This window comes from Micromonospora gifhornensis (genome assembly GCF_016863515.1).
GTDB classification, from domain to species: domain Bacteria; phylum Actinomycetota; class Actinomycetes; order Mycobacteriales; family Micromonosporaceae; genus Micromonospora; species Micromonospora gifhornensis.
Genome location: NZ_BOPA01000014.1, coordinates 1 through 19,599 on the forward strand (window position 1 = coordinate 1; position 19,599 = coordinate 19,599).

17 protein-coding genes are annotated in these 19,599 nt (G+C 70.2%); 9 read left to right on the forward strand and 8 right to left on the reverse strand.

Annotated elements, in window-relative coordinates:
* Positions 1–442 precede the first annotated feature (442 nt).
* From Vgi01_RS08210 to mshC, 4 genes are all read left to right on the forward strand, one after another.
* Positions 443–1,147 (forward strand): histidine phosphatase family protein, encoded by a 705-nt coding sequence (locus Vgi01_RS08210; protein WP_102660962.1) that lies wholly within the window; start codon positions 443–445, stop codon positions 1,145–1,147.
* 133 nt (positions 1,148–1,280) lie between these two features.
* On the forward strand, positions 1,281–1,856 hold the full coding sequence (locus Vgi01_RS08215) for a DUF3090 domain-containing protein (protein ID WP_102660963.1): 576 nt from the start codon (positions 1,281–1,283) through the stop codon (positions 1,854–1,856).
* Between the two features lie 41 nt (positions 1,857–1,897).
* Complete coding sequence (locus Vgi01_RS08220) at positions 1,898–2,671, forward strand: SCO1664 family protein (RefSeq protein ID WP_239088858.1); 774 nt, start codon at positions 1,898–1,900, stop codon at positions 2,669–2,671.
* Between the two features lie 64 nt (positions 2,672–2,735).
* On the forward strand, positions 2,736–3,983 hold the full coding sequence (gene mshC / locus Vgi01_RS08225; protein WP_204290597.1) for a cysteine--1-D-myo-inosityl 2-amino-2-deoxy-alpha-D-glucopyranoside ligase: 1,248 nt from the start codon (positions 2,736–2,738) through the stop codon (positions 3,981–3,983).
* Between the two features lie 219 nt (positions 3,984–4,202).
* Here the strand turns inward: mshC and Vgi01_RS08230 are convergent, their stop codons facing one another.
* Together Vgi01_RS08230 and Vgi01_RS08235 are read right to left on the reverse strand one after the other, a co-directional pair.
* The gene (locus tag Vgi01_RS08230) at positions 4,203–4,994 is read right to left on the reverse strand and encodes a GntR family transcriptional regulator (RefSeq protein ID WP_204290598.1); all 792 of its coding nucleotides are present in this window, start codon (positions 4,992–4,994) and stop codon (positions 4,203–4,205) included.
* A gap of 152 nt (positions 4,995–5,146) precedes the next feature.
* A complete protein-coding gene (locus Vgi01_RS08235) occupies positions 5,147–6,016 on the reverse strand; it encodes a PAC2 family protein (protein ID WP_102660966.1) in 870 nt (289 codons plus the stop codon).
* A gap of 326 nt (positions 6,017–6,342) precedes the next feature.
* Here Vgi01_RS08235 and metH point away from each other — a divergent pair, with 326 nt between their 5' ends.
* Positions 6,343–9,858: a methionine synthase gene (gene metH / locus Vgi01_RS08240; RefSeq protein ID WP_204290599.1), complete on the forward strand. Its 3,516-nt coding sequence runs from the start codon at positions 6,343–6,345 to the stop codon at positions 9,856–9,858.
* 285 nt (positions 9,859–10,143) lie between these two features.
* Here the strand turns inward: metH and Vgi01_RS08245 are convergent, their stop codons facing one another.
* Together Vgi01_RS08245 and Vgi01_RS08250 are read right to left on the reverse strand one after the other, a co-directional pair.
* Positions 10,144–10,395: a site-specific integrase gene (locus Vgi01_RS08245; protein WP_204290600.1), complete on the reverse strand. Its 252-nt coding sequence runs from the start codon at positions 10,393–10,395 to the stop codon at positions 10,144–10,146.
* A 16-nt stretch (positions 10,396–10,411) separates the two neighbouring features.
* Entirely contained in the window at positions 10,412–11,170 is a 759-nt protein-coding gene (locus tag Vgi01_RS08250) for a hypothetical protein (RefSeq protein ID WP_204290601.1), read from the reverse strand.
* 216 nt (positions 11,171–11,386) lie between these two features.
* Between Vgi01_RS08250 and Vgi01_RS08255 the strand changes: the two genes are divergently transcribed.
* The gene (locus tag Vgi01_RS08255) at positions 11,387–11,965 is read left to right on the forward strand and encodes a hypothetical protein (protein WP_204290602.1); all 579 of its coding nucleotides are present in this window, start codon (positions 11,387–11,389) and stop codon (positions 11,963–11,965) included.
* Positions 11,966–11,981: 16 nt separating this feature from the next.
* Here Vgi01_RS08255 and Vgi01_RS08260 read toward each other — a convergent pair whose 3' ends face one another.
* The gene (locus Vgi01_RS08260) at positions 11,982–12,272 is read right to left on the reverse strand and encodes a hypothetical protein (RefSeq protein WP_204290603.1); all 291 of its coding nucleotides are present in this window, start codon (positions 12,270–12,272) and stop codon (positions 11,982–11,984) included.
* A 212-nt stretch (positions 12,273–12,484) separates the two neighbouring features.
* On the opposite strand from Vgi01_RS08260, the gene Vgi01_RS08265 reads away from it, so the two are divergent.
* The 3 genes from Vgi01_RS08265 to Vgi01_RS08275 all read left to right on the forward strand — a co-directional run bounded on the left by Vgi01_RS08265 (position 12,485) and on the right by Vgi01_RS08275 (position 15,198).
* On the forward strand, positions 12,485–13,582 hold the full coding sequence (locus Vgi01_RS08265) for a calcium:cation antiporter (protein ID WP_102659820.1): 1,098 nt from the start codon (positions 12,485–12,487) through the stop codon (positions 13,580–13,582).
* 130 nt (positions 13,583–13,712) lie between these two features.
* The gene (locus Vgi01_RS08270) at positions 13,713–14,450 is read left to right on the forward strand and encodes a neutral zinc metallopeptidase (RefSeq protein ID WP_204290604.1); all 738 of its coding nucleotides are present in this window, start codon (positions 13,713–13,715) and stop codon (positions 14,448–14,450) included.
* A gap of 97 nt (positions 14,451–14,547) precedes the next feature.
* Positions 14,548–15,198 carry an HAD family hydrolase gene (locus Vgi01_RS08275; protein WP_204290786.1) on the forward strand — a complete coding sequence of 217 codons (651 nt, stop codon included), beginning with the start codon at positions 14,548–14,550 and terminating at the stop codon, positions 15,196–15,198.
* A gap of 77 nt (positions 15,199–15,275) precedes the next feature.
* Here Vgi01_RS08275 and Vgi01_RS08280 read toward each other — a convergent pair whose 3' ends face one another.
* The 3 genes from Vgi01_RS08280 to Vgi01_RS08290 all read right to left on the reverse strand — a co-directional run bounded on the left by Vgi01_RS08280 (position 15,276) and on the right by Vgi01_RS08290 (position 19,574).
* Positions 15,276–17,831, reverse strand: a complete 2,556-nt coding sequence (locus Vgi01_RS08280; RefSeq protein WP_204290605.1) for an ABC transporter permease — start codon at positions 17,829–17,831, stop codon at positions 15,276–15,278.
* Positions 17,831–18,598 (reverse strand): ABC transporter ATP-binding protein, encoded by a 768-nt coding sequence (locus tag Vgi01_RS08285; protein ID WP_204290606.1) that lies wholly within the window; start codon positions 18,596–18,598, stop codon positions 17,831–17,833. The genes Vgi01_RS08280 and Vgi01_RS08285 overlap by 1 nt, the downstream gene beginning before the upstream one ends.
* Before the next feature lie 286 nt (positions 18,599–18,884).
* Positions 18,885–19,574: a response regulator gene (locus tag Vgi01_RS08290; RefSeq protein WP_102659824.1), complete on the reverse strand. Its 690-nt coding sequence runs from the start codon at positions 19,572–19,574 to the stop codon at positions 18,885–18,887.
* Positions 19,575–19,599 lie beyond the last annotated feature (25 nt).

Here is a 19,599-nt window from a genome sequence, read left to right on the forward strand (position 1 = left end):
AAGCTCCATTCGGGGGTCGGGCGTCACCGACGGGGGATCGGCAAGGTGACACCAGCGCCGTCATGGCGCACAGAGCATGAGGGGAAAGACTTGGGGGTTTCCGGCGGCGGACCTGAGGTCTTCGCGGCACCGGACCAGGTATAACGACCTGCCGGGGCGGGTCATTCCCGCCGGCCGTGCCATCTGCGTCGGGGATCGTGGCGCTGCATGGGGGATCGTGGCGCGCACGGCCCTGCTCGGTCGGCCACCGGTTACAACGCCGGGCACCCGCTCGGCATTCCGTCCGAGCGACGTGGCTGAATCCGGCATAACGCTCAAACGGTCGGCACGGATCACAGCCAGGCAGATACGCCCTACAACGGCATGGACGGTACGAACCGGGTGTCCGCGCCGCGAGCGGTGTGCGGACCATCGGGGGACGTCGGCGGCCTAGGGTGGGTACGTGGCCACACTTCTGCTCCTGCGGCACGGACGTACCACCGCGAACGCCGACGGCGGACTGGCCGGTCGGCAACCGGTCGACCTCGACGAAACCGGTCAGGCCCAGGCCACGGCGGTGGGTGAGCGCCTGCGTGCGCTGCCCCTGGCCGCGGTGGTGAGCAGCCCGCTGGTCCGCTGCCGGCGCACCCTCGAACTGGCGCTGCCGCAGGCGTCGCCGGTGCCCGACGACGGACTCATCGAGTGCGGATACGGCACCTGGGAAGGACAGCCGCTGAAGAAGCTGGCAAAGGAGCCGCTCTGGCCCGTGGTGCAGCAGCACCCCAGCGCCGCGGTCTTCCCCGAGGGGGAGTCGATGGCACAGATGGCGGCACGGGCCGTCGCCACGGTACGCGCCTGGGACGCCCGGGTGACCGCCGAGCACGGCCCCGAGGCGGTCTGGCTGGCCTGCAGCCACGGCGATGTGATCAAGGCGATCGTGGCGGACGCGCTCGGCGTACACCTTGATCTTTTTCAGCGGATCGTGGTGGACCCGGCGTCGGTGACCGCGATCCGTTACACCCCGCTGCGCCCGTTCCTGCTGCGCCTCAACGATGTCGGCGGCGACCTGGCCGGGCTGGTCCCGCCGCAGCGTAAGCGGCGTCGGCGGGCCAGCCGGCCCACCGACTCGGACGCCGCGGTGGGCGGTGGGGCCGGAGGGGCCCGGTGAGCCACCCGGCCCGGACCGACGACAGGCCCGCGAACCGCACGAGCGCACGCGCGGCGGGGCGGGCCGGGGAGCGTACCGGAAATCGGGTCGGTGGGGTGCGCGGTGCCTGGGGCCGCCGGATAGGGTCGTGGGTATGACGCACCAGGTGCACGCCTTCGAGCCGCCGGAGCGGTTCGTCGCCGGGACCGTCGGGCCGCCGGGGGAGCGCACGTTCTTCCTCCAGGCGCGCGGCGGTGGCCGACTGGTAAGCGTCGCGTTGGAGAAGGTTCAGGTCTCGCTGCTCGCCGAGAAGCTGGAGGAGCTGCTCACCGAGGCCCAGCGACGGTTCGGGGTGGAACTACCCGAGGCGCCGGCCTCGGTCGGCGACAACGAGCCGCTGGACACGCCGGTCGACGAGGAGTTCCGGGTCGGCACGCTGGGCCTGGCCTTCGACGCGGACACCGCGACCGTGGTGATCGAGGCGATCGCGGTCGGCGAAGTCGAGGCCGAGATGGAGTTGGGCGAGTCCGAGGAGGACGAGGCCGACGACGTCGAGCCGGACGAGGACCTCGACCGACTCCGGGTGCGGTTGACCCCCGAGGCGACCCGCGAGTTCATCGAACGGGCCCGGCGCGTGGTAAACGCCGGCCGTCCACCCTGCCCACTCTGCGGCCAGCCGCTCGACCCGGCGGGTCACCTCTGCCCCCGAAACAACGGCTATCACCGGTGACGACGTCCGGCGTGACCCCCCGACAGGACGGTGCCGCCGCGATGCGCCTGCTGCGCGACGGTGAGCTGACCGTGGAGGGCCGGCTGGTCGACGCGTCGAACACCACCCTGCGCGGCATTCTCACCCTCGACGGCGCCACCGCCCGCTGCGTGTACAAACCGGTGCGCGGCGAGCGTCCGTTGTGGGACTTCCCGGACGGGACCCTGGCCGGGCGGGAGGTCGCCGCCTACCTGGTGTCCGCGGCCACCGGCTGGGATCTGGTGCCGCCGACCGTGCTGCGGGACGGGCCGTTCGGGCCGGGCTCGTGTCAGCTGTGGATCGACGAACCAGACGACGCCGAGCCGCTTGTCGGGTTCGTCCCGGCCGACGCCGTGCCACCCCGCTGGTTCCCGATCGCCGCGGCCCGCGACGACGACGGCACACCGTACGCCCTGGCCCACGCCGACGACCCCCGGCTGGCCCGACTCGCGGTGCTCGACGCGGTGATCAACAATGCGGACCGTAAGGGCGGCCACGTCCTGCTCGGCCCCGACGACCGGATCCACGGAGTCGACCACGGCGTCAGCTTCCACGTCGAGGAGAAGCTACGTACGGTGCTCTGGGGCTGGTCCGGGCGGCCGTTGCCCACCGACGTCCTCGAGGTGCTCGACCGTCTCGCCGGTCAGGTCCGTGGTCCGCTCGGCACCGAACTCGCCGAACATCTCACGCTCAGTGAGATCGCCGAGCTGGCGGTGCGCATCGACCGGCTGTGCCGACGCGGCCGTTTTCCCCAGCCGTCCCGGGACTGGCCGGCAGTGCCCTGGCCGCCACTGTGAGCTGAGGTGTTGATCACCCCTGGCTGGCCGTGGCCACGCCCCCCGGCTGGTTAGGCTGACGGTCATGGAGTCTTGGGTGGGGCACGAGGTGCCGCGTTTGCCGGGCAGGAGCAGGGCGCTGAGGTTGTTCGACACGGCCCGGCAGGCTGTGCACCCGACCGATCCGCCCGGCACGGCGACCATGTACGTCTGCGGCATCACCCCGTACGACGCCACTCACCTGGGTCACGCCGCCACCATGATCACATTCGACCTGGTGCAGCGGATGTGGCGGGACGCCGGCCACGAGGTGCGGTACGTGCAGAACGTCACCGACATCGACGACCCCCTGCTGGAACGCGCCGAGCGGGACGGCGAGGACTGGAAGGTCCTGGCCATGCGGGAGACCGCGCTGTTCCGGGAGGACATGGAGGCGCTGCGGATCATCCCACCGGCACACTACGTCGGTGCCGTCGAGTCGATCCCGGAGATCGCCGAGAAGGTCTCGGAGCTGCTCAAGGACGACGCCGCGTACCGGCTGGACGACGGCACCGGCGACGTCTACTTCGACATCACTGCCGCCCCCCGCTTCGGCTACGAGTCCAACCTGTCCCGCGCCGAGATGCTGGAACTGTTCCCCGAGCGCGGCGGCGACCCGGACCGGGCCGGCAAACGTGACCCCCTCGACCCGCTGCTGTGGCGGGGCGCCCGCGAAGGCGAACCCTCCTGGCCCGGCGGCGAACTGGGCCAGGGTCGGCCCGGCTGGCACATCGAGTGCACCGTGATCGCCCTGGCGCTGCTCGGCAACACCATCGACGTGCAGGGCGGCGGGAACGACCTGATCTTCCCGCACCACGAGTGTTCCGCCGCGCACGCCGAGCGGCTGACCAGCGCGGCGCCCTTCGCCCGGCACTACGTGCACGCCGGGATGATCGGCCTGGACGGCGAGAAGATGTCCAAGTCGCTGGGCAACCTGGTCTTCGTCTCCCGGCTGCGCGCCGACAAGGTGGACCCGATGGCGGTACGCCTGGCGCTGCTCTCCGGCCACTACCGCGCCGACCGGTCGTGGACCGATGACCTGCTGGCCACCGCGCACCAGCGCCTGGACCGCTGGCGACGGGCCGCCGCCGCCCCCGCCGGCCCGTCCGGGGAGGCCTTCCTGGCTGCCGTACGCGACCGCCTCGCCGACGACCTCGACTCGCCCGGCGCCCTGCGCCTCGCCGACGAGTGGGCCGACCAGACCCTGACCCCCTCGCCGGACACCCCCACCGACCCCACCGCCCCCGCCCTCTTCTCCCGAACCCTCGACGCCCTCCTCGGCATCCGCCTCTGACCCTCCCTCTCGGCCCCTCCTCCCTCCCTCGCGCCTCGCCCTCTCCACCCCCCCCCGGGGGCCCCTCGTCCCGTCGATCTTGCAGTTTTGGTCGAGGATGTGCGGCTTTTGAGGCTTATGCGGCGACAGGAAGTGCAAGATCGACGGGCGCGGGCGCGGGCGCGGGCGGGGCGCGGGGTGCGGGGGTGAGGGGTAGAGGGCAGGGCGTGGGTGGGTGGGTTAGCCGAGGATCAGGCCTGGGTCGGGGTGGGGGTCTGGGGTGGGGGCGGGGATCTTGTATTCCTCGGTGAGGGTGGTGACCGGGCCGGGCCAGGTGGCCTGGGCGACCTCGATGGGCTTGCGGTGGGTGTCGTACGCCACGTGCAGCAGGTGCAGCACGGGAGTGTCGGGGCGGATCTGGAGGGTTTCGGCCTCCTCCCGACTGGGCTGGCGGGCGGTGATCGTGTCGGTGGCGGTGGTGTACCGCCGGCCGGTGGCCTCCTCGGCCTCCTGGTAGAGCGGGCGGCCGAAGGCCTCGGCGCGTTCCAGAGTGGTGCCGGCGGTGTCGGCGGGCAGGAACCAGGAGGCGCCCACCTCGACCGGTGAGTCCTCGGTACGGACCAGATGCCGACGGCAGAGCAATTCGGTGCCGTCCGGTACGCCGAACGCGTCCGCCACCTCGGGTGGGGCGGGGGAGCGGCCCACGGAGACGAGTTGTTGCCGGTAGCGGGCGGCCAGATCGGTGTGGTAGCCGCGGAAGCCGCCGTAGCGCCCCCGGGAGAGCCGGTTGAGTCGTCGCCGGGTGCCGCGGACGTACGTGCCGGAGCCGGGTTTGGTGATCAGGACGCCCTCGACGCGCAGTTGGTCGACGGCGCGCTGCACGGTCTGCTTCGCCACGCCGAACATCTCGGCGATGGCCGGGATCGACGGCAGGCGCTCGCCCGGACCCCAGTCGCCGCGCCGGATCTGCGACTTGAGCTGCGCGGCGATCTGCCGGTGCGGGAACTCCGCCGCCCCCGGGTTGATCTGCATCCCGACCCCCTATCAGCTAGGTTCCTAGGATGCCCCACGCGTGGTGATCCGCGCCACCCCGACACCCCAGCGCACCAGGCGACAGGGGAGAGGTGAGCAGAAACAGGCCCCAGGCGATACCGCCTGGGGCCTGCGAGGAATGACGGGGGTGACTACCAGGAGCCGGCGGTGGGGCCGGCGGAACCGCCTCGACGGCGGAGGTACTTCTCGAACTCCTGGGCGATCTCGTCCCCGGTCAACGGGGTGATGCCCGCGTCGCCGACCCGTTCCTCCAGCTCACGGACGTACTCACCGAGTTCGGCGTCCTGCTCGGCGGCGCTGCGCACCCGCTGCTCCCACTCGGCGGCCTCTTCCGCCAGGTCGGCCATCGGCACCGGCAGGTCGACGACCTCCTCGACCCGATGCAGCAGGGCCAGGGTCGCCTTCGGGCAGGGCGGATTGTTGGCGTAGTGCGGCACGTGCACCCAGAACGAGACCGCGTCGACCTCGGCGCGGGTGCAGGCGTCGTGCAGGACGCCGACGATGCCGGTCGGCCCGTCGTAGCGGGTCGGGGTGAGCTGGTAGCGCTTGGCGGCGTCGGCATCGGAGGCGCTGCCGCTGATCGGCAGCGGTCGGGTGTACGGCACGTCGGCCAGCAGCGCGCCGAGCAGCACCACCCGCTCGACCTCAAGACTGTGGCAGATCTCCAGCACCTGCTCGCAGAAGGTGCGCCAACGCATGCTCGGCTCGATGCCCCGGATCAGCACCACGTCCCGCTCGGTGCCGGCCGGGCTGGCCACGGTGAACCGGGTGGTCGGCCACTCGACCCGCCGGGTGGCGCCGTCGGACATCGCGATGGTGGGTCGGCTGACCTGGAAGTCGTAGAAGTCCTCCGGGTCGAGTTCGGTGATCGGTCTGGCCTGCCACACCTGTTCCAGGTGTTCGACTGCGGCGGTCGAGGCGTCGGCGGCGTCGTTCCACCCCTCGAAGGCGGCTATGGCCACCGGAGACCGCAGCACCGGCAGCCCGTCGAATTCGGTCACGCCGTCACCTCACCCCGTGCCTCACCGGCGCGACTCGGGCTGGCCCCGGTCGTGCGCCCGTCGTGCATGGTGATGTCGCTGTAGTCCCTCACATTGGTAGCCTACGTGCCTTGTCCGGACCGGGCCCGCCGGCCGCGCCGGATCGCAACCGACACGCCTTACGGATCGGTACCGACACCCCCCGCCGGACGCCGGGCGGCCGGTTCCCTTCGATCTCAAGTCTGCCGGCGTGACGCCGCAGAGTGGGGCAGCTGTCATCGACGGCACGATGTGGGATGGCACGCTGCGGTAGCCCAGTTCGTGCCGGAGCGGACTAACCTGACAATGTGCGGACTTCGTTGCTCGATGCGTTGGCAGACCGGATCCTCATCACCGACGGGGCGATGGGGACGATGCTCCACGCCGCCGACCTGAGCCTGGACGACTTCGATGGCCTTGAGGGCTGCAACGAGATCCTCAACGTCACCCGACCGGACGTGGTGCGCGGGGTCCACGAGGCGTACCTCGCGGCGGGTGCCGACTGCATCGAGACGAACACCTTCGGTGCCAACCTGCCGAACCTCGCCGAGTACGACATCGCCGACCGGATCTGGGAGCTGTCCGAGGCCGGCGCGCGGTTGGCCAGGGAGGCCGCCGACGCGTACGAGACGCCGGAGCGCCCCCGCTGGGTGCTGGGTTCCATCGGCCCGGGCACGAAGCTGCCCACCCTGGGGCACGCCTCCTACGCCAGCCTGCGCGACGCGTACCAGCAGAATGCCGGTGGTCTGATCGCCGGTGGGGCGGACGCGCTGATCATTGAAACCTGCCAGGACCTGCTCCAGGTGAAGGCCGCGGTGATCGGGTCGAAGCGGGCGATGGCCGAGGCGGGCCGGCAGGTGCCGATCATCTGCCACGTGGCTGTCGAAACCACCGGAACGATGCTGCTGGGCAGTGAGATCGGTGCGGCGCTCACCGCGATCGAGCCGCTCGGGATCGACCTGATCGGCCTCAACTGCTCGACCGGCCCGGCCGAGATGGGCGAGCACCTGCGCTACCTGTCCCAGCACTCCACCGTCCCGGTGTCGGTGATGCCCAACGCCGGGCTGCCGGTGCTCACCTCCGACGGGGCGTACTTCCCACTCGAACCGCAGGAGATGGCCGAGGCACTGGAACGCTTCGTCGTCGACTACGGCGTGGCGCTTGTCGGTGGCTGTTGCGGCACCACCCCAGAACACATCCGGGTGCTCGCCGAACGGCTGCGCGACGTCGCGCCGGTGGCCCGTGAGCCGCGTATCGACCCGGGTGTCTCCTCGATCTACCACCACGTGCCGTTCGCGCAGGACGCGAGTGTGCTGATGGTGGGGGAGCGGACCAACGCCAACGGCTCGAAGGCGTTCCGGGAGGCGATGCTCGCCGCTGACTGGCAGGCGTGCGTGGAGATCGCCCGGAGCCAGGCCCGCGACGGCTCGCACCTGCTGGATCTCTGCGTCGACTACGTCGGTCGGGACGGCACCGTCGACATGCGGGAGTTGGCCGGCCGGTTCGCGACTGCCTCCACCCTGCCGATCATGCTTGACTCGACCGAGCCGGCGGTGATCGAGGCCGGGCTGGAGATGCTCGGTGGCCGGTGCGTGGTCAACTCGGTCAACTTCGAGGACGGCGACGGCCCCGACTCCCGGTACGCCCGGGTGATGCCGGTGGTCGCCGAACACGGCGCCGCCGTGGTCGCGCTGCTCATCGACGAGGAGGGCCAGGCGCGTACGGCGGAGTGGAAGGTACGCGTCGCCGAGCGTCTCATCGGTGACCTGACCGAGCGGTGGGGGTTGCGCCGCGCCGACATCCTCATCGACGCGCTGACCTTCCCGATCGCCACCGGGCAGGAGGAGACCCGACGCGACGGCATCGAGACCATCGAGGCGATCCGGGAGATCGCTCGCCGCTGGCCGGGGGTCAACTTCACCCTGGGCATCTCGAACGTCTCCTTTGGCCTCAACCCGGCCGCCCGGCAGGTGCTCAACTCGGTCTTCCTGCACGAGTGCGTGCAGGCCGGGCTCACCTCGGCGATCGTGCACGCCAGCAAGATCCTGCCGATGGCGAAGATCCCCGAGCAGCAGCGGGAGATCGCCCTCGACCTGATCTACGACCGGCGTCGTGAGGGCTACGACCCGGTGCAGCGGTTCATCGAGATCTTCGAGGGTGTCGACGCCGCGTCCGCGCGGGCCACCCGGGCCGAGGAGCTTGCCGCCCTGCCGCTCAACGAGCGGCTCAAGCGGCGGATCATCGACGGTGAACGCAACGGCCTGGAGGCCGACCTGGACGCCGCGATGCTCGCCGGCACCGCCCCGCTGGCCATCATCAACGACATCCTGCTCGACGGCATGAAGGTCGTCGGTGAGCTGTTCGGTTCCGGGCAGATGCAGTTGCCGTTCGTGCTGCAGTCCGCCGAGGTGATGAAGACCGCGGTGGCGTACCTCGAACCGCACATGGAGAAGGCCGACGACGGCGGCAAGGGCCGCATCGTGCTCGCCACCGTCAAGGGCGACGTGCACGACATCGGCAAGAACCTGGTCGACATCATCCTGTCCAACAACGGCTACGAGGTGGTGAACATCGGCATCAAGCAGCCGATTTCCGCCATCCTCGACGCCGCCGAGCAGCACCGCGCCGACGCCATCGGCATGTCCGGCCTGCTGGTCAAGAGCACGGTCATCATGAAGGAGAACCTGGCCGAGATGGCCACGCGCGGGGTCGCGGAGCGCTGGCCGGTCCTGCTCGGTGGCGCCGCGCTGACCCGGGCGTACGTCGAGGACGACCTGCGGTCGATGTTCCCCGGCCAGGTGCACTACGCCCGCGACGCCTTCGAGGGACTGTCCCTGATGGACCGGGTGATGACCGCCAAGCGTGGCGGCGCACCGGTCATCGATCCCGAGCGGGAGGCGGCCCTGGCCGCCCGCCGGGCCCGCCGCGAACGGCAGCGCGCCATGGTCACCGAGTCGCTGCCGGAGCTGACGGACACCTCGGTCCGCTCCGACGTGGCCGCCGACGTGCCGGTGCCGACCGCCCCGTTCTACGGCACCCGGGTGGTCAAGGGGGTGCCGCTGGCCGACTATGCGGCGCTGCTGGACGAGCGGGCCACCTTCATGGGCCAGTGGGGGCTGCGCGGTGCGCGCGGTGGCAAGGGCCCGTCGTACGAGGAACTGGTGGAGACCGAGGGCCGGCCCCGGCTGCGCTACTGGCTGGACCGCCTGATCGCCGACCAGGTGCTGGAGGCGGCCGTGGTGTACGGCTACTTCCCGGCGTACTCCGAGGGCAACGACCTGGTGGTGCTGGACGAGAACGGGCACGCCGAGCGGGCCCGGTTCACCTTCCCCCGGCAGCGGCAGGAACGGCGGCTCTGCCTGGCCGACTTCTTCCGCCCCCGCGGCGAGGAGTTGGACGTGGTCGCGCTGCAACTTGTCACCGTGGGTCAGCCGGTCAGCGAGTACGCGGCCAAGCTGTTCGCCCGCAACGAGTACCGCGACTACCTGGAGGTGCACGGCCTGTCCGTGCAGCTCACCGAGGCCCTCGCCGAGTACTGGCACAAGCGGGTACGCGCCGAGCTGACCCTGCCCGACGGCCGTACCGTCGCCGACGACGACCCGACCGACCTGGCCGGCCTGCTGCGCACCGACTACCGGGGCTGCCGGTACGCGTTCGGCTACCCGGCCTGCCCCGACCTGGAGGACCGGGCGAAGATCGTGGAGCTGCTCGGCGCGGAGCGGATCGGCGTGCAGTTGTCGGAGGAGTTCCAGCTCATGCCCGAGCAGGCCACCGACGCCATCGTCGTCCACCACCCCGAGGCCAGCTACTTCAACGCCAAGTGATGACCGCAGGTGCCGTGACCTGCACTTCCGGCACCTGCGGTAGGCGTTGAACCATGATCATGCCGTCCCCAGGCCGTCACTGGGTTCCGGATCCGGTCGGCGTGCCCAGGTACGTCGACAGGGCCTTGATGCTCTCCCCGGCATCCAGGAGAACCGAGGCGTAGGTGTGCCGCAGGACGTGCATCCCGTTGGGCCGGTCGTCCGGGATGCCGGTGGCCCGGATCGCGTGCTTCCAGACGCCAGGGTTGAACTTCGAGCGGCTGAGCGGCAGGTCGTCCGCGTCGGTCAGTAGAGCGTGACCGACACCGGGTCACCAGTCTTGGGCGGGGCGAAGATCAGTGCCCCGCGTACGAGCTTCACCTGTCGGACCACGTGGAGAACGGGCCGTGTCGGGTCGAGGTCGGCAGGGCTCATGCCGAAGATCTCTCCCTGCCACAGGCCGCAGCCCGCACCCAGGTCGACGCTGACCCGATAGCGGTCCGGCATCTTCGCGCGGAACGCGGTGAGTTGGTCGACGGACCATGGCCGTCCCAGCAACTGTTTGACAGTGGGGTTAGTAGGCGTGCCCATGGCCGGGGCCAGTGGCCGAAGACGTCAACGCATGCAAGAGCCGTTGGTACTCGGCTGGTTCGCCGATCGCGGCCCTGTGCTGTGGGTGGTCGACGTAGTGGCGGATCGTGTCGGCGATGAACCAGGGGTGGACGTTGTCGATGCGCAGCCGCCGCCGGCCGTGCGGCAGTATGCCACGGCGGCGTACCAGGTCCGGTTGTGCGTAGGTCAGGGCCATGGTGGATGCCCTGACTGCGGGCTGGGAAGGGCGGCCGGGTGCCAGGGCCTCCCACGGCACCATCAAGGAGCCGGTGAAGTCGCGTTGACAGATACCGTCCGGTCGCAGCTCGACCGAAACACCACGCCAGCCGCCGGCAACGTGTACACCGACGCCGACCAGGAGCAGCAACGGCAACACCATGGACGGGTGGCCCCCGTAAGTTTCGCCAAGGTCGCGAGCCCCCAGCGGCAGTGAGGCCAAGAACATGTACGCGACGGCTATATAGACCTGGAACGCGCTCGGTTCAGTGGCGAACGCCTGAACCTCGGGCTTGACCAGAAAGACCGCCTGCCGTGGCCGAAGCAGGGCGAGTATGGCCAGCGACAACGCCAGCATCCCGGCGAGGATGGTCGCGGTGCCCAGGATCGAGCCCAACTGATCGGACAGCCGACGGCCCACGGCCAGGACCACGGCCATAACAAGCGCAATGGTGAGGATCGGCCGCCGGTATCGGACCGTCACGGCGGAGAACGCGGCCAACATGCCAGGAGCGTAGTCGACCTTCTCCACACCTTTGGCCCCTCGAGGGCGCCGCGCCCGCGCCAGCCCCGGCGCCGCCCGCCGCGCCGGCGCATTGTTGAGCTGGGTGCGTAAACGCATCGGTCGGTGGGCTGGACGTGGTGGGTCGCCGCGGTCCGGAACGTACGCGCGATGCTCTGCCCTTACCGGCGGTCGTGGATTCTGGCACACTCACCCGCCGTGATGATCTTTCGTGGTCGTACGGCGCTGACCGCGGTGACCGGTGCGGTGCTGCCGGTTCTGTTGCTCGCGGGCTGCGCCGATGGCGCAGCGCCGGAGGGGACGGCGTCGTCCGACGCGATTCGTGTCGTGTCGGACGACTTCTGCGACCGTGTCGACTACACGCTCGCGACGTCGGCCTTCGGCGGCAAGCCGACGCCGATTCCGCCGGCGGACGACGATCGTGGCCCCGACTTCCGGTGCGCTAAGAGCTTTTTCAGTGGGGCTGGGTTTCTCGGCGGGTTCGTGTTCGTGAAGGTGCAGAGCTTTGGTGATGCGAGTGAGGCCCGCACCGGCTTCGAGCGTTCGGCCACCGTGAGTTCGGTGGAGCCGTTCGAGGGCGGTTCGGAGATCGTCGCCGATGTGGTCCGTTATCAGCAGCTCCGGGATGATGCCAAGATCGAAATCCTGGAAGCCAACGTGATCATGGAGGTCCGGGTGACAGTCGTGGGCTCGGTGGGCGACGAGCAGGCGGCGGCGTTGCCGCCGGCAGCGGTCCGGCTGGCAGCGCACACGCTGGATCTGATCCGCGCCGGCTGATCACCGCCGGACTGTCTCACCGAGGCCCGGTTGGCGGCGGCCCCTGCCCGACGGCCGTACCGTCGTCGTTGACGACGCCCTGGGTCTGGTCGAACGCGGCGAGCCGGGCGGCAGTGTAGTGCTCGCCGGTTTCGCGGGTGCCGGAGCAGATCGCGCGTTCCGCACCTAGCTCGAAGGATGTCGTGCGCCCGGTGCGTTCGCAGATGAAGCAGTCCAGGCTGAGGGCGAGCTTGCCACGCCAGTGCAGATGATGCAGCGGCGTTTCGGGGACGGCTAGGACGGTCCGGACTTGAATCGATCTCAGCACGGCTCGATCTTGTCAGCCGTCCGGCCGCGTTGTACTGATCGACTCCGTTTCGGCGAAACGGTGGTATCGGGCGGGGGCGGTAGGCGCCGTTTCGGCGTAACTGTGGGCGCCGACTGGCCGGTGGCCGGGCTGGCACATGGCGCGCCCGCGCGGACGGGGGACTGGGGGAGGCTTCGCCGTCGATGATCATCATGGCTGGCAGGATGTAGATCATGCTCGCCCTGCGCCGCACCCTGTCCACCTGGACCGTGTTCGTACCGATTGCTGCTCTGCTGGTGCTCGCGCTGACGTGGAACCAGAAGCTCGACGGCATCATGGTCGTGATCGTGGGCCTGTTCCTGGCCGGCGCGGTCCTGGCGGCGGTGCACCACGCCGAGGTGGTGGCGCACAAGGTCGGCGAGCCGTACGGGTCGCTGGTGCTCGCGGTGGCGGTCACCGTGATCGAGGTGGCCCTGATCGTCACGCTGATGATCAGTGGTGGGGAGAAGACGCAGTCCCTGGCGCGGGACACGGTCTTCGCCGCCGTGATGATCACCTGCAACGGCATACTCGGCCTGTCGCTGTTGATCGGCGCGTTGCGTCGTCGGTTGGCCGTGTTCAATCCGGAAGGTACCGGTGGCGCGTTGGCCACTGTGGCCACCCTGGCCACCCTCAGTCTGGTGGTGCCGACGTTCACCACAGGGCGGTCCGGTCCGCAGTTCAGCCCGGCCCAGTTGACCTTCGCGGCGGCGGTGTCGCTGGCCCTGTACGCCCTGTTCGTGATGGTGCAGACCGGCCGGCACCGGGACTACTTCCTGCCGGTGGGCAGCGAAGGGGAGACGCTGCCGGAAGAGGTGCACGCCGATCCCCCGTCGACCCGGCAGGCCCTGATCAGCCTCGGGCTGCTGCTTGTCGCCCTGGTGGCGGTGGTCGGTGACGCCAAGTCGGTGTCCCCGGCGATCGAGGCGGGCGTCGCGGCGGTGAACCTGCCGCCGGCGTTCGTCGGGGTGATAATCGCGCTGCTGGTGCTGCTGCCGGAGACCCTGGCGGCGGCCCGTGCCGCCCGCCGCGACCGGGTGCAGATCAGCCTCAACCTGTCGCTCGGCTCGGCGATGGCAAGCATCGGCCTGACCATCCCGGCGATCACGATCGCCTCGATCTGGCTGGAGGGTCCGCTGCTGCTCGGCCTCGGCGGCACCCAGGTCACCCTGCTCGCGTTGACGGTGATAACCGGTGTGCTGACCGTGGTGCCGGGGCGGGCCACCCTGCTGCAGGGCGGGGTGCACCTGGTGCTGTTCGCCGCCTTCGTCTTCCTCGCCGCCAGCCCGTGACACCCCGCCGGCACGCCAGCACCGTCCGGCGGTGAACCGGGGAAGGCGATACGGCGTACCAGACGGCGACGGGCATGCCGGTCGTACCGTGGGGGTATGAGATCCGGCATCGCCGAGGCGGGAGGATGCGGTGGCGGCAGACGGGCGGAAGCGGCGTCGGGGCAGGTTCGCCGGTCTGGTGGTGGCGCTGGTGGCGGCGACCGCGTGCATGGTCGACCCGGTGGGTCAGCCGGCTGAGCCGACCGAACAGCGGGAACCGGCGTCGCCGAGCGAAGAGGTGACTCGGGCCGACGGCACCGACACGGTCGAGGAGTTCCAGGAGGACGTGGAGGTCGCCCGTCGCACCGCCGAACGTTACTGGGCGGCGCAGTTCGAGGCGTCCGGGAGTTCGTTCCGGCCGATCCGGCAGGTGATCGCGTACCAGCGTGACGGCGAGGTGTCCTGCGGTGGGCAGGAGGTGCCGCGCAACAACGCCGTCTACTGCACGGTCAGCGACTTCATCGCGTACGACATCAACTGGTCGTTCGGGGCGTTCCGGCAGGTCGGTGACGCGTTCGTGTACTACCTGATCGGCCACGAGTACGCCCACGGGATCCAGACCCGCCTGGGCGTCCAGTACAACTTCACCATCCAGCAGGAGTTGCAGGCCGACTGCATGGCCGGGGCGTACCTGGGTGGTTCGGTGGAAGCCGGTTGGCTCACCCTCGACGAGGGCGACCTGGACGAGTTCCGTGAGGGTCTGCTCGCCGTCGGCGACGACCCGGGTCAGCCGTGGTTCGCCGAGGGCTCGCACGGCACCCCGCAGCAGCGCGCCGAGGCGTTCTTCCGGGGCTACGAGCGGTCGCTGTCGGCCTGCGGGCTGGGTTGAGAAAGGTCACCGACCCGGGCGTACGGCGGTGACGTGCTGACAGGATTCACCGGGTACCCGACGCGAGGAGGATCCGGTGACGAGTCACCCCGCCGCCGTGCTGTTCGACATGGACGGCACCCTGGTCGACAGCGAACGACTCTGGGACGTGGCGTTGGCCGAGCTCGCCGAGACGTACGGCGGCAGGCTTTCCGCCGAGGCGCGGCGGGCGATCGTCGGCACCGGGATGGCCGACTCGATGCGGATCCTGCACGACGACCTGGGTCAGCCGCACCGCGATCCGGTGGCCAGCGCGGAGTGGATCAACCGACGGATCCTCGAACTGTTCCGTACCGGGTTGCAGTGGCGGCCGGGCGCGTTGGCGTTGCTGGCGGCGGTGCGGGCGGCGCAGGTCCCGACGGCCCTGGTCACCTCCAGCGGCCGGGCGTTGGTCGAGATCGCCCTGGACACCCTGGGCCGGGACAGCTTCGACGTGGTGGTCTGCGGTGACGAGGTCGAGGCGACAAAGCCGCACCCGGAGCCGTACCTGACGGCGGCGCGGCTGCTCGGCGTACCGATCGACAGGTGTGTGGCGATCGAGGATTCGGCCACCGGGGTGGCCAGCGCGGTGGCCGCCGGAGCGGCGGTGCTGGCCGTGCCGGCGGAGGTGCCGATCGCGCCGCGCGACGGCGTACACCAGGTGGAGAGCCTGCTCGCGGCGGACCTGGAGTTGTTGGCCGCGCTGCTCGCCGCCCGCACCGCCGCCTGACGCCTGCACCCGACGCTTGTGTTAAAAAGGGCCCCCTGTACCGCGCTAGGCGTTAACAGGGGGCCCTTCCTTACACCTCAGTCGTGGGCGATGGCGCCCAGGACGTTGATGCGGGCGGCGCGGACCGCGGGCAGGACCGCCGCGATCACGCCGATCAGCGCGGCCAGGCCGAGGAAGACCCCCATCTGACCCCACGGCAGCACCAGGTCGGTGATGCCCTCGTCGCGCAGCGCCTCCACCACGGCGGCACCCAGGCCGGTGCCGACGACCACGCCGAGCAGCGCGCCGAACACCGAGATCACCACCGCCTCCACCGTGATCATGCCCATGGTCTGCGACCGCTTCAGGCCGATGGCGCGCAGCAGGCCCAGCTCGCGGGTCCGCTCCAGCACCGACAGGGCCAGGGTGTTGATGATGCCGAGTACGGCGATCACGATGGCCAGCGCCAGCAGGATGCGGATCATCGTGAGCAGGCTGTCGAGCTGACCGGCCTGCTGATCGATGTACGCGTCGAGGCTGACCACCGACACCTCAGGGCTGTTGGCCAGCAACGTCTCGATGCGTGGCTGCACCGCGTCGACCGCCGTGCCGGGCTCCAGCTGGACGAAGCCCTGGATGGGCTGCGGGACGGCGAAGTTGCGGGCCGCCTCGGTCGGCACCACCATCTGCACGCCGGTGAACAGCGGCGAGTCCTCGAAGATGCCGCTGACAGTGAAGGTCTGGGCCTCACCGCGGGCGAACTGGATCGGCACTGTCGAACCGATGGACAGGCCACGGTCGGTTGCGGTGTCCACGCTGACCAGCAGCTGCCCCGGCCCCAGTTGGTCGAGGCTGCCGGCGGTCGCGGTCAGGCTGTAGACCTGGCTCAGCGCAGCCGGTTCGGTCACCGCTCCGGTGTAGGTGCGCTCGCCGTCGGCCAGGGACATGTCGCCGTAGAGGCCGTCGACCAGCCGTACCCCGGGGATCGTCTTCGCCTCGTCCAGCACTGCGGGATCGAAGGTCGGCGGGCGGGGGCCGGACTGCGCACCGGCGATCACCAGTTCCGCCTTGACGGTGTCCTGGGCCAGACCGCTGATGCTGCTCTTGGCCGAGTCGAGGATCACGGTGATGCCGGTGACCAGGGCGATGCCGACCATCAGCGCGGCGGCGGTGATCGCGGTGCGGCGCGGGTTACGGCCGGAGTTGAGCCGGCCCAGCCTGCCCGGCACCCAGCCGGAGAAGGCCGCGCCGAGCGCCGCCACCACCGGCTTGCTGATCAGCGGCGTCAGCAGGGCCACCCCGATGAAGGCGAACAGCACGCCACCGAGGATGGTGGCCAGCGTGTTGCTGTCGGCGTAGCCGCCCAGGCCGAGGAAGAGCAGGGTGGCGCCGATCGCGGTGACCACCGCACCAGCGATGGTGATCTTCGTCAGCGGACGGTCCGGCGTGGCGACGTCCTGCATCGCCGCGATCGGGGGGATCCGCGCGGCCCGCAGCGCCGGCAGCAACGCCGCCAGCACGGTGATCACCAGGCCGACACCGAACGCACCGATCACCGCCGACGCGGGCACCGCGATCCCGGCCAGGGGCATCCCACCGGCGAGGTTGCTGAACAGGTACGCCAGCAGCGCGCCGATGCCGATGCCGGCGGCCAGACCGAACACGGCGGCGATCAGGCCGATGGCGATCGCCTCCAGCACCACCGAGCCGATGATCTGCTTGCCGCTGGCACCGACGGCCCGCAGCAACGCCAGTTCCCGGGTGCGCTGCGCCACGATGATCGAGAAGGTGTTGAGGATCAGGAAGGTGCCGACCAGCAGCGCCACCGCGGCGAAGCCGAGCAGGATCCGGTTGAAGAAGGACAGGCCCTCCTTCAGTCCGGCGGCGGCGTCGGCGGAGAGCTGCTCGCCGGTCTTCACGTCGTAGGCGTCGCCGACCGCGGCGGCCACCGAGTCGCGCAACTGCTCGTCGGAGACGCCGGTGGCGGCGGTGGCCACGATGTTGGTGTAGACGTCCGGCTCGCCGAGCATCAGTTGCTGCGCCGTCGGCGTGGTGAACATGATCTCGTTGGCGCCGCCCATGGAGTCCCGGTCGCCGCTGTAGCCGAAGATGCCGACGATGGTGAAGTCCTTGCGCGGCTGGAGGGTGAGCACACCCACCCGGTCGCCGACGGCCACCTTGGCCGCGGTCGCCAGACCCTTGTTGATTACGATCTCGTCGTCGGCCTGCGGCTCGCGGCCCTCGCGCAGCTGCACCAGGTCGCCCTCGCCGACCCAGTTGCCACCGAGCTGCGGCGGGCCGAACGAGGCGACCACCTTGCCGTTGCTGCCGATCAGACGGGCACCTTCGGCGACCACCGTGCCGGTCACCTCGGCCACCCCGTCCACGCCCTGCACCTTCGCAAGGAGGGCAGCCGGCACCGGCCCGGCCAACTGCGGGCCGTTCATCTCGTTGCCTTGCACCTTCGGCTTGGCGGCGACGCTGACGTCGACCTCTTCGTAGGCGTCGGCGAAGATCTGGTCGAAGGTGCGGCCGAGGGTGTCGGTGAGCACGAACGCACCGGAGACGAACATCACGCCCAGCACCACGGCCAGGCCGGACAACATCAACCGGACCTTGCGGGCCAGCAGGCTCTTCAGTGTCGCCCGGAACATCAGCGGGCCACCTCGGTAATGGTGTCCAGCTTCTTCATCGTGTCCAGCACCGTGTCGGCGGTCGGCTCGATCAGATCGGAGACGATCTGCCCGTCGGCCAGGAAGACCACCCGGTCGGCGTACGCGGCGGCGGTCGGGTCGTGGGTGACCATGACGATGGTCTGACCGTGTTCGCGTACCGAGTTGCGCAGGAAGTTCAGCACCTCGGCGCCGGCCCGCGAGTCCAGGTTGCCGGTCGGTTCGTCGGCGAAGATGACCTCGGGGCGGGCCACCAACGCCCGCGCGCACGCCACCCGCTGCTGCTGGCCGCCGGAGAGCTGCGCCGGCCGGTGGTCGAGCCGGTCGCGCAACCCGACCGTGTCGATGACGGTGTCGTACCAAGCCTGGTCGGGCTTGCGGCCGGCGATGGAGAGCGGCAGCAGGATGTTTTCCTTGGCGGTCAGCGTCGGCAGCAGGTTGAACTGCTGGAAGATGAAGCCGATCTTGTCCCGGCGCAGCTTCGTCAGGCCGGCGTCACCGAGACCGGTGACCGTGGTGTCGCCGACGTGCACGGTGCCTCGGGTGACCGTGTCCAACCCGGCCAGGCAGTGCATGAGTGTCGACTTGCCGGAGCCCGAGGGGCCCATGATCGCAGTGAACCGTCCGCGCTCGAACTCGGCGCTGACCCCCCGCAGCGCGATGACCTGAGCCTCGCCGCTGCCGTACACCTTCCACACGTCGCTCGCCCGGGCTGCGGCCTCTGCCGACCGGCCTGTCGTAGCGGTCACGTTATAACCTCTCCGTTGCTGTTCAGATCGTGCCGCCCTCCCGTGGATCCCGGCACGAGTTCCATCATCTGCGCCGAGTGCCGGCGATCCCTACGACTCCTGGGGGAGTGGGTGCGGATTTCCGGCTGCGGGTAGTCCCCCACCCGGGGTCAGGGTTATCCCCGGATCAGCGCTGTGAGCAGCGACGAAGCTCGTCGCCACACGATAGTCCGTGACCTTGGCCCCCGCGAGAGACAACTGTTCTCGATGCAGACCGTCACGGTAGGTGACGGATGCAACGGTCACGTTACGCCCCCGGCCGGACCAGACCCGACTCGTACGCCAACACCACCGCCTGCACCCGGTCGCGCAGCCCGAGCTTGGTCAACACGTTCCCGACGTGGGTTTTGATTGTGGTCTCGCTGACCGACAGGGCACGGGCGATCTCGGCGTTGGACAACCCGCGGGCCACCTGCCCCAGCACCTCCCGTTCCCGGTCGGTGAGCGTGCTCAGCGCCTTCGGTGGTGACGCTGCGGGATCGGGCAGCACGTCGGCGAAGCGGTCCAGCAGTCGCCGCAGGATGCGGGGGGCCACCACCGCGTCGCCGGCGGCCACGGTATGGATCGCGGTGATCAGATCCTCGGCGGGCACGTCCTTGGACAGGAATCCGCTCGCCCCGGCCCGTAGCCCACCGACGACGTACTCGTCGAGTTCGAAGGTGGTCAGGATGAGCACCCGGACCGGCAGCCGGGCGTCGACGATCGCCCGGGTGGCGCTCACCCCGTCCATCCGCGGCATCCGGATGTCCATCAGCACCACGTCGGGCAGCAGCCGGCGGGACAACTCCACCGCCTCCGCGCCGTCGCCGGCCTCGGCCACGATGTCCAGGTCCGGCTCGGCGCCGAGCACCATCCGGAAGCCGGTACGCAGCAACGGCTGGTCGTCGGCGAGCAGGATGCGCACCGGTCGGGTCGTCGACGGCGTCGGATCGGTCATCTCATCCTCCGGAGTCAGGGTGCCG